Below are 11,000 nucleotides of genomic sequence, written 5' to 3'. Positions count from 1 at the left end.
CCACCGTGTCGGCCGGGAGCGTCAGCAGACGCTCCCGGATCGAGTCGATGATGGTCGGGAAGTGCGAGAACGACCGGCCGGTCGCGCCCGGGCCGCCCTGGAACAGGGTGTCGCCGGTGAAGACGGTGCCCAGGCCGGGCGCGTACAGGCAGACCGCGCCCGGGGCGTGGCCCGGGGTGTGCAGGACAGTCAGCTCGGTGCCGGCCACCTCGATCCGCTGGCCGTCGGCGAGTTCGCCGTCCGGGAGGCGGTCGGGGTGGGTGAGCTTCCACAGCGGCAGGTCGTCCGGGTGCAGCAGGATCGGCGCGCCGGTCCGGTCGGCGAGGTCCGGGGCCGCGTCGACGTGGTCGTTGTGCGCGTGCGTGGAGACGATCGCCCGCAGGCGGCGCCCGCCGAGTGCGGCCTCGATGGCCCCGGCGTCGTGCGCGGCGTCGATCACCACCGCCTCCTCGTCGTCGCCGACGATCCAGACGTTGTTCTCCACCTCCCAGCTGCCGCCGTCGAGTTCGAAGGTCCCGGCGGTCACCAGCCGGTCGACGCGGGGGGCGCTCACAGGACCACCACCGAACGCAGGACGTCGCCCTGGTGCATCCGCTCGAAGGCCTGCTCCACCGCGTCGAGCTCGATCGTCTCGGTGACGAAGGCGCGCAGGTCCAGTCGGCCCTGGAGGTAGAGGTCGATGAGCATCGGGAAGTCCCGCGAGGGCAGGCAGTCGCCGTACCAGGAGGACTTCAGGGCGCCGCCGCGGCCGAAGACGTCGAGCAGCGGGAGTTCCAGCTTCATCTCCGGGGTCGGCACGCCGACCAGGACGACGGTGCCGGCCAGGTCGCGGGCGTAGAAGGCCTGCCGGTAGGTCTCGGGCCGGCCGACGGCCTCGACGACCACGTCCGCGCCGTTGCCGCCGGTCAGTTCGCGGATGGCCTCGACCGGGTCGGTGGTACGGGAGTTGACGGTGTGGGTGGCGCCGAGCGTGCGGGCGGTCTCCAGCTTGCGGTCGTCGATGTCGACGGCGATGATCTTCGACGCGCCCGCCAGCCGGGAGCCCATCACGGCCGCGCCGCCGACGCCGCCGCAGCCGATGACGGCGACCGAGTCGCCGCGGCCCACGTTGCCGGTGTTGATCGCGGCGCCGAGGCCCGCCATCACGCCGCAGCCCAGCAGGCCGGCGACGGCCGGCTCGGCCGCCGGGTCGACCTTGGTGCACTGGCCGGCCGCGACCAGGGTCTTCTCGGCGAACGCGCCGATGCCCAGCGCCGGGGACAGCTCGGTGCCGTCCAGCAGCGTCATCTTCTGCCGGGCGTTGTGGGTGTCGAAGCAGTACTGCGGGCGCCCGCGCCTGCAGGCGCGGCACTGGCCGCACACCGCGCGCCAGTTGAGGACCACGAAGTCGCCGGGCGCGACCTCGGTGACGCCCTCGCCGACGGACTCCACGATGCCCGCGGCCTCGTGGCCGAGCAGGAACGGGAACTCGTCGTTGATGCCCCCCTCCCGGTAGTGGAGGTCGGTGTGGCAGACGCCGCAAGCCTGGATCCGGACCACCGCCTCACCCGGACCGGGGTCCGGGACCACGATCGTGGTCACCTCCACGGGCGCGCCCTTGGCGCGCGCGATCACTGCCTTGACCTGCTGGGCCATCCGATTCCACCTCCGACGGCCGGTGCCGCTCCGCACCGGCTTGACCTGCGACGACAGCCTGCAGACGGACTGCAGGCGCACTGCCCACGAAGCGTAGCGCCCACGCCCCCGACCACCTGCGGAGCGGGCGGGGTGATCCGCGGCGATCCGGCGCACCGGCCGTGCCGCCGGCGGGGCGGGCCGACGTTCCGCCACCTCACGGCGCCTCACCCGGCACATGCCGGAGGCCTACCCGGAGGCACCTCGCCGCGGCCCCGACGGCGGGGGCGCACAGGCGGCGCTGAGCGCCCGTCAGCGCGCCTCGAACTGCCCTGAAAGCACCGGTGTTGGCTGGAAGTCCCGCAGACGGGCGCCCCGCGGCCCACGTACGGTCGTAGCAGAGACGGTCCACGCGACCACGCTCAGCACACCCGCCCCACCCGACGGCGCGCCACCGCGCGCCGCCCGTGACCGGCGCGTACCGACCGTACGCCCCCGCACATTTCGCGCCACCCCGCAGCAGATGCCCGACCCGCCCCGGCCCGTGTCGAGCCGCCCAGCCGGCCGCACCACCCGTCCCCCGCGCCATCCTCGGATCCACCCCCCGTCGGACCGCCCCGCGCGGTCCATCGCCCTGGAGTCTGGAGTACGGATGTCCACCGAGAACAGTGCGACCGGCGCCGGAACCGGCACCGCCCCGCTTCCCCCGCTGCACTGCCTGCGCCACCTGGAACCCGGTCCGCCCCGGCTCGCCGCACTGCCCACCGGCACGCCGGTCTGGCTGGTCAGCCGGCACGCCGACGTGCGGCAGGTGCTGACGGACCCCCGCCTGGGCCGCGCCCCGCTCTACGCGCCGGACGCGCCGCCGGTCACGGTCACGCCCAACATCCTGGACGACCCGCAGAGCATGCTGAACATCGACGGCACCGAGCACCAGCGGCTGCGCCGCACCGTGCAGCGGGCCTTCACCCCGCGCGCGATAGCCCGCTGGAAGCCGTGGGTGGCCTCGGTCGTCGAGTCGCTCATCGACGAGCTGATCGACCACGGCTCCCCCGCCGACATCGTCGCCGCCTACACCCGCCCGCTGCCGGTCGCGGTGATCAGCCGGCTGATGGGCCTGGACAACCTGGACGGCAAGCGGCTCGCCCACTGGAGCGACCACGCGCTGTCCACCACCGCCTACTCCGCCGAGGCGATCGTCACCGCGATGACCGAGTTCGCCGCCTTCGGCGCCGGGGTGATCGCCGAGCGCCGCGCCGAGCCCGGCGACGACCTGGTCAGCAGTCTGCTGGCGGCCGCCGCCGAGGACGGTTCGATCACCGAGGCCCAGCTGGTCGCGCTGGTCATCGGCCTCGTCGTGGCCGGTCACGAGACCACCATGACCAGCCTCGGCAACGCCCTGGTCTACCTGCTCGGCGACGGGCGCGAGGCCTGGCAGCAGCTCGCCTCCGACGAGGCCAGCGCCGCCGCCGCGACCGAGCAGCTGCTGCGCGCCGTTCCGCTCGGCGACGCCCACGAGCACATGCCCGGACTGATGCGCCGCACCGTCGAGGACGTGGAGATCGGCGGGGTGTCCATCCCGGCCGGCAGCGTGGTCGCCGCCGACACCGCCGCCGCCAACCAGGACCCGGAGGTCTTCACCGGGGACCTGCGCACCGAGCTGTTCTCCCCGCTGGCCGCACCCATGCTGACCTTCGGCGCCGGGCCGCACCACTGCCTGGGCGCCTGGCTGGCCCGGATGGAGCTGGAGCTGGCCCTGCACCGGCTGGCCCGCCGGCTGCCCGCCCTGCGGATCGCCGAGGCGGCCGAACGGATCGACTGGCGGCGCGGCCTGCTGACGCGCAGCCCGAACTCCCTGCAGGTGGCCTGGTGACGGGCCGGGCGGACACCGAGCCGGTGATCGTCCGGGTCGACCGGGACCGTTGCATCGGCTCCGGGATGTGCGCGCTCAGCGCCCCCGACTCGCTGGCCCTCGGCGCGGACGGACTGGCCGCACCCCTGGCCGCATTCGCCGACGGCGGAGCGGAGTTGACGGACGAGCTGGCCGAGGCGGTGGACTTCTGCCCGGTCGAGGCGCTCACCCTCCACTCGGCCCGCGGCGGCTACCGGATCGACCCGGCGGAGTGACCCGCTCCGGTGGTGCCCGGCGCCCGTCGCTCGCCACGAGCAGCGGGCGGCGCGGGCACCACCGGACACCGGGCCCCGGACGGCCCCGACCGATGAGCCCGACTCATGGGTCGCCGAGCCCATCGATCCCGTTCGGCCCTTCCGCCGGCCGGTGAGCCGGCCCCCGTCGACGCCTCACCCCGGTGCCCGTCGGCGCCCCGCCCCGGCCGACCGCCCCGACGCCCGTCCTGACGGCGCCCGGCGTCGCACCCGGGTCACACCCGGCCTCAGCCGATCGCCACCGCCGTGCCCGAGACCCGCACCCGCGCGTCCTCCGCCCGCAGTTCGACCCGCAGCACGCCCGGGCGGCCCAGGTCCTCGCCCTGGTGCAGCGTCAGCACCGCCGGGGCCGCCACCGCGCCCAGCTCCCGCAGGTACGCGCCGAAGGCGGCCGCGGCGGCGCCGGTGGCCGGGTCCTCGACCACGCCGCCGACCGGGAAGGGGTCGCGGACGTGGAAGACCTCGGGGGCCTCGCGCCAGACCAGCTGGAGGGTGGTGAGGTCGCGGGCCCGCATGTGGTCGGCCAGGCCGTCGAAGTCGTAGTCGAGGCGGGCCAGTCGCGCACGGGTGCCGACGGCGAGGACGAGGTGCCGGGCGCCGGCGTAGGCGATCCGCGGCGGCAGCGCCGGGTCCAGGTCGGCGGCGGACCAGCCGAGCAGGGCCAGTGCCTCCTCGACGTCGGCCGCGAGGACCTCCTCGACCTTCGGTTCGACGCTGGTGAGGGTCGCCCGCAGCAGCCCGTCGGTGTCGCGCTCGACCTCGACCGGGACGTCACCGGCAGCCGTCACGAAGACGTATCGGCCGGGGCCGGTGCGCTCGGCGAGGGCGACCGCGGAGGCGACCGTCGCGTGCCCGCAGAACGGGACCTCCGCGAGCGGGCTGAAGTACCGCACCCGGTAGGCCCCTTCGGCCGGGCCCGCAGTCAGGAAGGCGGTCTCGGAGTAGCCGATCTCGGCGGCCAGGGCGAGCATCCGCCGGTCGGTCAGCCCGGTGGCGTCGAGCACCACGCCCGCCGGGTTGCCGCCCTCGGGGCGGGTGGCGAAGGCGGCGTAGCGAAGGATCCCGGGCGTGGGGGCGGCGGTGGCCGCGTCGTCGGTCATGCCCGGACGAACGCGTTCCACCCGGCCGCTGTTCCCTCCCGCGCGCCGGATCACCTCAGCACCGCCTCCAGGAAGTCCGAGCCGAGCCGGGCGCTGCCCGCCAGGTCCAGCTGGTAGAGCATGTACCGCCCGCGCCGCTGGGTCGTGAGCAGCCCGGCCTTGCGCAGCACGGCCAGGTGGCGGGAAACCTCGGGGGCGCTCAGCTGCCAGGCGGAGGCGAGTTCGCCGGTGGTGTGCGGGCCGCGGGCCATGGTGCGGGCGAGACGCAGCCGGACGGGGTGGGCGAGCGCCTCCAGTCGCTGCTGGACGAGGGCGAGGGAGACCGGCTCGGGCAGGCCGGCCTCGGCGACCGGGTACTGGAGGACGGGCCGCCAGCCGGGGGCGTAGACCACCAGCAGGTGGGGGCGGCCGAAGGCGGTGGGGATGAAGGTGACGCCCCCGCTGTCGACGGCACTGGTGGTGCTGTCCTGCAGCTTGTCGATGACGATCCGTCGCCGCCCGTCGCCGCCCTGGTCGAGGGTGACGGACGGGGAGACGGCGGCCAGTGTCTCGCCGAGGCCCCGGCGGGCCAGCAGGTCGGTCTTGTGCCGGGCGTCGGCGGCGAGGGCGGGCAGCACGCGCTGCCAGGCGTCGGTGAAGAACGCGGAGGCGCAGTCCTCCAGCATCCGGCGCACCAGGGCCCGGACCGCGGGCGGGTCGGCGAGCAGCCGGTCGGCGAACGCGGCTTGCCGGGGGCCGCGGGCGAGGGCGAGTTCGCGGGCGCGTTCGTTGGCGGCGGGGTCGGTGAGCGGGGAGGCGGTGCGCGGGTTGAGCCGGGAGGAACCGCAGGTGGTGATGAGGGCGCCGGCCACGAACAGCTCGTCGTCGATCCGGTCGACGGCGTCGAGTTCCTCGGCGAGGGTGGCGCCGGGCAGCCCGGGGACGAGGAAGTCGGCACGCGAGGAGCGCCAGAGGAAGTCGGCCTCCAGCAGTCGCTCGGCCAGTTCGGGCGGGATCGACGCGGTGGTGCTGCTCGCCCAGCCGTGCAGCGCGGGGTGGTGCGCCGGCTCGGCGAGCACGTGCAGCATGGCGTCCAGCTCGGCGAGCGGGGAGGGCGTGAAGAGCAGGCGCTCGTCGGGCAGGCCGCTGATGTCGATGGTCACGCTCATGCGTCCGCCCCGCTGCTCTCGGCGGGGGCGTCCGCCCGCGCGCCGTTCCCGATGGTCCGTCCGTTCGGCCCGTACGGCCCATGCGGCCCATGCGGCCCGTACCGCGCTTTCCGCTCGCTCCCCGCGCTCCCCGCGCTCCACTCGCTCACGCAGCAGATCCTGTCACCCGTTCCGGCGACGTCCGCCACCGATTGACGGGAACCGTCAATCGACGTGCCAGGGGGCCCGGCCCGGGCGGACGGTACCGGTCATGAGCCTGATCCAGGAGAAGTCCGTCCATGACCACGCCGCCGTCCGCGACGGCGGGCCGCCCGCCCCGCCGATCGGCGCGGGCCGCCGGGGCCCGTCCGCGCTGCTGGGCCTGCTGACCGCCGCCGGCGGTCCCCGGTACGCCGTCGCGCTGGCGGTGGACGCCGTGGGCGGCGGCATGCTGCGGCCGTTCCTGCTGCTGTACGGCGTCGGCATGCTGCACCTGGGGGCGGGGGCGGTCGGGCTGGCGCTGTCGGCCGGGATGGTGGCGGGCCTGCTGGTGGTGCCGCTGACCGGCCGCTGGATCGACCGGGGCGCCCGCACGCTCCCGGCGGCCGTCACCCTCCTGCTGCGGGCGGCGGGCGCGCTGGCGCTGCTGCGCGCCGACGGCCTGCCGGGGTTCACGGCGGCGGCGGTGCTGTTCGGGGTGGGCAGCCAGTCCTGGCCGACCACGCACGCGGCGGTGGTGAGCACCCTGACGGACGGGCGGCTGCGGGACGCGGCGCTCGCCGCCGGGCGGTCGGTGCGCAACGCGGGGCTGGGCGTGGGCGCGCTGCTGGCCACGGTGGCGGTGAGCGGCGGGGCGGGGGCGATCCGGCTGCTGGCCGGGGTGACCGGCGCGGCCTGCCTGGGCGCGGCCGCACTGGTGGGCTCGCTGCGGGTGCGGGCCGACCGGCAGACTCCGCAGCGGGCGGCGCAGGACGGCCCCGCGGAGGGGAGCGCACCGCTGCGCCGGATCAGCCTGCTGAGCCTCGCCAACCTGCCGTACGCGTTCTGCTTCGACGTGCTGGAGGTGGCGCTGCCCGCGCTGCTGGTGCTGCAGCTGCACGCGTCCCCGGCCTGGTCCTCGGGCCTGTTCGTGGGCAACACGGTGCTGGTGATCGCCCTGCAGCTGGCGCTGGTGCTGCGGCTGGCGGACCGTCCGCGGCGGGCCGTGCTGGCGACCTCGGGGGCGCTGCTGTCGGTCTCGTACCTGGGTTTCTGGGCGGCCGGGGCGCTCGGCGGAGCACCGGGGGCGGCGGGCATCGCGGTGGTCGCGGTGCTGTACACGCTGGGCGAGATCCTCTACACCGGCTCGGGGACGGCGCTGGTGGCGGCCGTCGCCCCGCCGCACCTGCTCGGGCGGGCGCTGGCGCGCTGGGAGCTGTCGATGGGGGTGGGCCGGGCGGCCGCGCCGGCGGTGCTGACGGCGCTGCTCGCGGCCGGTCCGGGCGCGCTGTGGGTGCCGCTCGCCGCCGCCACCGCGCTGGGAGCGCTGGCGGTGCTGCGGCTGGGCCCGGCGCAGTAGGAGCGGCCCGGTGGGATGATCGGCCCCATGGCCCTGACCCCGTACCAGCAGCACCTGCGCGACCGGATCCTGGCCGCCGCGGTGACCGCTCCGCCGGAGCCGTGGCGGCCGGTCGGCCACGGCACGATCGCGGTCGGCGGGCTGCTCGGCATCGGCTTCGCCGTCCACCCGGAGAGCGGGCACGACCTGGTGCTGACCGTGTCGCACGGCGGCCACGGCCTGTTCGACGCGGTGACGGGCCTCAAGCTGGCGCGCGACCACGAGCCGGACGAGGACCCGGACGGCCCGGACCTCTGCTGCCCCGGCCTCGGCCAGGTCACGGACGTGCGGATCCCGGTGGCCGGGTCGTGGGGCGGCGGTCTGCACACCGGCGCCGAGGGCGGCTGGCACGTGGAGGTCGCCGCCCCGGAGTGGCCGCACCACCGGGTGCTGCTCGCGACCGGCCGGGGGCCGTGGCAGGGCGAGCACGGCGAGAGCTGGTGGCAGGTCTTCGACTCCGGCTGGTCGACCCTGCGCGCCGTCGGCTTCTCCCCCACCGGCCGGACCCTCGCGGTGGCCACCAGCAGTGACCTCACGCTCTGGACGCGCGCCTGACACCGGCGTCCTCCGGATGCGGGCGCGACACCCAGCACCGATGCTGGCGGCGAGGCACGCCCGGCCCCGCGGAAGGAAACCCGACGTGAGCGCACTCGACTTCGAGATCGTCGACGGCCCCGACAGCTCGCTGAACAAGACCTCCGTCCTGGTCACCGGGCCGCGGGACGCGCTGCTGGTCGACGCCGGGTTCACCCGCTCCGACGGCCGCCGCCTGGTCGAACGGGTCAGGGCCACCGGCAAGCGGCTGACCACCGTGTTCGTCAGCCACGGCGACCCGGACTTCTACTTCGGCGCCCAGGAAGTGCAGGACGCCTTCCCGCAGGCCCGCTTCCTGGCCACCGCCTCGACCGTCGAGCACATCCAGGAGACCTTCGACGACAAGCTGCGCGCCTGGTCCCACCTGGGCCCCGAGTTGCCCACCCGGCTGGTCCGCCCGGAGGTGCTGCCCGGGGACGAGCTCGTCTTCGAGGGCCACCGGTTCGAGCTGCGCGGCGCCGACTTCCACCTCCCGGACCGGCACTACCTCTGGCAGCACCACCACCGGGCCGTGCTCGGCGGGGTGCTGCTCTTCGAGGGCCTGCACGTGTGGACGGCCGACACCCCGGACCCGGCCCAACGGGCCGCCTGGATCGACCTGCTGGACGGCATCGAGGCGCTCCACCCGACCTGGGTGGCGGCCGGCCACCGGGTCGCCGGCGCGCCCACCGACCTGAACGCCGTCGACCACACCCGTGCCTACCTGCGCGCCTTCGAGACCGAGATCGGCCGGGCCGCGGACGCGTCCGCCGCCAAGGAGGCGCTGGAGCGCCGCTTCCCGGAGCTGGGGCTGCGGATCGCGGTGGACATCGGCACCAAGGTCGTCATGGGCGAGATGGCGTGGGGGTGAGCGAACGATGATCGAGATCCCCCGGGACGTCGCCGCCTTCGCCGAGTCCACCGCTCCCGCCGACGTGGTCCGCCGCCAGTACCTGGCCTCCGCGCGGGGCGACCTGGCCGCGCTGCGCGCCACACTCGCCGAGGACGTCGAGTGGACCGAGATGGCCGGTTTCCCGCTGGCCGGCACCTACCGCACCCCCAAGGGCGTCACCGCCAACGTGATGGAGCGGCTGGCCGCCGAGTGGGACGGCTGGACGGCGCACGACGACACCTACGTGGTGGACGGCGAGGACGTCGTGGTGCTGGCCCGCTACACGGCCGTCCACAGGACCACCGGAAAACCGCTCGCGGTCCGGGTCGCCCACCACTTCACCGTGCGCGGCGGCCGGATCGTGCGTTTCGAGCAGTTCACCGACACCGCGCTGGTCAGGGACGCGATGACCCCGTAGCCACCGGCCCGCCGCCCGGCCCACCCGTTCACCCGTACGGGCGAGCGAGGCGCGGCGCGCCCGGCGCGGCCTCGACACACCACCCGGACGGCGGCAGGCTGGCCCCGCATCCACGGCCGGACTACGAGGAGTCGAGCATGGCGGGCACGGACAGCGGCACCACCGGAACCGGCGGCGGGCAGGACCGCCCGATCGTGATCGTCGGCGCCTCCCTGGGCGGCGCGAAGGCCGCCGAGGCGCTGCGCGGGGCCGGGTGGGAGGGCGGCATCGTCCTGATCGGCGAGGAGCACGAGCGCCCGTACGAGCGGCCGCCGCTGTCCAAGGGCTACCTGCTCGGCAAGGACGCCCGGGAGAAGATCTACGTCCACCCGCCGCAGTGGTACGCCGAGCACGACGTCACGCTGCGCCTGGGCACGGCGGTGGCCTCGATCGACCCGACCGGGCACACCGTGACGCTCGCCGACGACGGTCGGGTGGAGTACGCGAAGCTGCTGCTGACCACCGGCTCGGTGCCGCGCCGCCTGCCGGTGCCGGGCGCGGACCAGGACGGCGTGCTGTACCTGCGCCGGGTCGACGACAGCGACCGGATCAAGGCGGCGCTGCGGCCGGGCGCCCGGATCGTGGTGATCGGCGCGGGCTGGATCGGCCTGGAGGTGGCGGCCGCGGCCCGGACGGCCGGCGCCGAGGTGACGGTGCTGGAGTCGCTCGAACTGCCGCTGCTGCGGGTGCTCGGCCGGGAGGTCGCCGAGGTCTTCGCCGACCTCCACCGGGAGCACGGGGTGGACCTGCGCTTCGGCGTCCAGGTGACCGAACTGACCGGCGACGGCGGCACGGTGACCGGCGTCGTGCTCGCCGACGGGACGACGGTGGCGGCCGACGCGGTCGTCGTGGGCATCGGCATCGTCCCCGCCACCGGGCTCGCCGAGGCGGCCGGGCTGGAGGTCGACAACGGCATCAAGACCGACCGGCACCTGCGCACCTCGGACCCGGACGTCTACGCGGCCGGCGACGTCGCCAACGCCTACCACCCGCTGTTCGGCAAGCACATCCGGGTCGAGCACTGGGCCAACGCCCTGAACCAGCCGCAGACCGCCGCCCGCGCCCTGCTCGGGCAGGCGGACGCGGTCCACGACCGGGTCCCGTACTTCTTCTCCGACCAGTACGACCTCGGCATGGAGTACGTCGGCTACGTCGAGCCCGGGGGCTACGACCAGGTGGTCTTCCGCGGCGACCGGGCCGGCCGCGAGTTCATCGCGTTCTGGCTGTCCGGCGGCCGGGTGCTCGCCGGGATGAACGTCAACGTCTGGGACGTCACCGACCCGATCCGCGAACTGATCGTCTCCAAGCGCGTAGTGGACGCCGGCCGCCTGGCCGACCCGGGAATTCCTCTCGGGAAAGTCTGAGCGAGGCCGAATACCCACCGTCCGCGCGACCTGAGATCACACACCGATGGCAGCAGAGGCCCCCGGAATGACAGCACCAAGCGTCTCCGGGGGCTCTGCTGCATCCGTCC

Annotated in this window: 11 protein-coding genes; 7 read left to right on the top strand and 4 right to left on the bottom strand. The window is 75.3% G+C overall.

The features are described 5' to 3' along the window. Both ACFV04_RS29985 and ACFV04_RS29980 read right to left on the bottom strand, forming a co-directional pair. A partial coding sequence (locus tag ACFV04_RS29985) for an MBL fold metallo-hydrolase (RefSeq protein WP_380533770.1) occupies positions 1 to 553 on the bottom strand: 553 nt, incomplete at its 3' end. Further along, positions 550 to 1,635, bottom strand: coding sequence for an S-(hydroxymethyl)mycothiol dehydrogenase (locus ACFV04_RS29980; protein WP_380533768.1), 1,086 nt, complete (start codon positions 1,633 to 1,635; stop codon positions 550 to 552). The genes ACFV04_RS29985 and ACFV04_RS29980, both read right to left, overlap by 4 nt. A 631-nt stretch (positions 1,636 to 2,266) precedes the next feature. On the opposite strand from ACFV04_RS29980, the gene ACFV04_RS29975 reads away from it, so the two are divergent. Together ACFV04_RS29975 and ACFV04_RS29970 are read left to right on the top strand one after the other, a co-directional pair. After that, positions 2,267 to 3,487, top strand: a complete 1,221-nt coding sequence (locus ACFV04_RS29975) for a cytochrome P450 (RefSeq protein WP_380533766.1) — start codon at positions 2,267 to 2,269, stop codon at positions 3,485 to 3,487. Then, positions 3,484 to 3,741 carry a ferredoxin gene (locus ACFV04_RS29970; protein WP_380346558.1) on the top strand — a complete coding sequence of 86 codons (258 nt, stop codon included), beginning with the start codon at positions 3,484 to 3,486 and terminating at the stop codon, positions 3,739 to 3,741. Before ACFV04_RS29975 ends, ACFV04_RS29970 begins: the two co-directional genes overlap by 4 nt. Positions 3,742 to 4,007: 266 nt before the next feature. Here ACFV04_RS29970 and ACFV04_RS29965 read toward each other — a convergent pair whose 3' ends face one another. Both ACFV04_RS29965 and ACFV04_RS29960 read right to left on the bottom strand, forming a co-directional pair. Beyond that, positions 4,008 to 4,880 (bottom strand): PhzF family phenazine biosynthesis protein, encoded by an 873-nt coding sequence (locus ACFV04_RS29965; protein ID WP_380533764.1) that lies wholly within the window; start codon positions 4,878 to 4,880, stop codon positions 4,008 to 4,010. Positions 4,881 to 4,930: 50 nt separating this feature from the next. After that, positions 4,931 to 6,028, bottom strand: a complete 1,098-nt coding sequence (locus ACFV04_RS29960; RefSeq protein ID WP_380533762.1) for a DUF5937 family protein — start codon at positions 6,026 to 6,028, stop codon at positions 4,931 to 4,933. 250 nt (positions 6,029 to 6,278) lie between these two features. On the opposite strand from ACFV04_RS29960, the gene ACFV04_RS29955 reads away from it, so the two are divergent. The 5 genes from ACFV04_RS29955 (at position 6,279) to ACFV04_RS29935 (ending at position 10,890) form a co-directional block, all read left to right on the top strand. Further along, a complete protein-coding gene (locus ACFV04_RS29955) occupies positions 6,279 to 7,565 on the top strand; it encodes an MFS transporter (protein ID WP_380533760.1) in 1,287 nt (428 codons plus the stop codon). 27 nt (positions 7,566 to 7,592) lie between these two features. Then, the gene (locus ACFV04_RS29950; protein WP_380533758.1) at positions 7,593 to 8,159 is read left to right on the top strand and encodes a hypothetical protein; all 567 of its coding nucleotides are present in this window, start codon (positions 7,593 to 7,595) and stop codon (positions 8,157 to 8,159) included. A gap of 85 nt (positions 8,160 to 8,244) precedes the next feature. Continuing rightward, positions 8,245 to 9,048: an MBL fold metallo-hydrolase gene (locus ACFV04_RS29945; RefSeq protein WP_380533756.1), complete on the top strand. Its 804-nt coding sequence runs from the start codon at positions 8,245 to 8,247 to the stop codon at positions 9,046 to 9,048. Between the two features lie 7 nt (positions 9,049 to 9,055). Beyond that, positions 9,056 to 9,487 carry a nuclear transport factor 2 family protein gene (locus ACFV04_RS29940; protein WP_360261790.1) on the top strand — a complete coding sequence of 144 codons (432 nt, stop codon included), beginning with the start codon at positions 9,056 to 9,058 and terminating at the stop codon, positions 9,485 to 9,487. 137 nt (positions 9,488 to 9,624) lie between these two features. Further along, on the top strand, positions 9,625 to 10,890 hold the full coding sequence (locus tag ACFV04_RS29935) for an NAD(P)/FAD-dependent oxidoreductase (RefSeq protein ID WP_380533754.1): 1,266 nt from the start codon (positions 9,625 to 9,627) through the stop codon (positions 10,888 to 10,890). Positions 10,891 to 11,000 lie beyond the last annotated feature (110 nt).

The organism is Kitasatospora sp. NPDC059599, assembly GCF_042735125.1.
Lineage (GTDB): Bacteria > Actinomycetota > Actinomycetes > Streptomycetales > Streptomycetaceae > Kitasatospora.
This window is presented reverse-complemented; position numbering and strand designations above follow the sequence as displayed.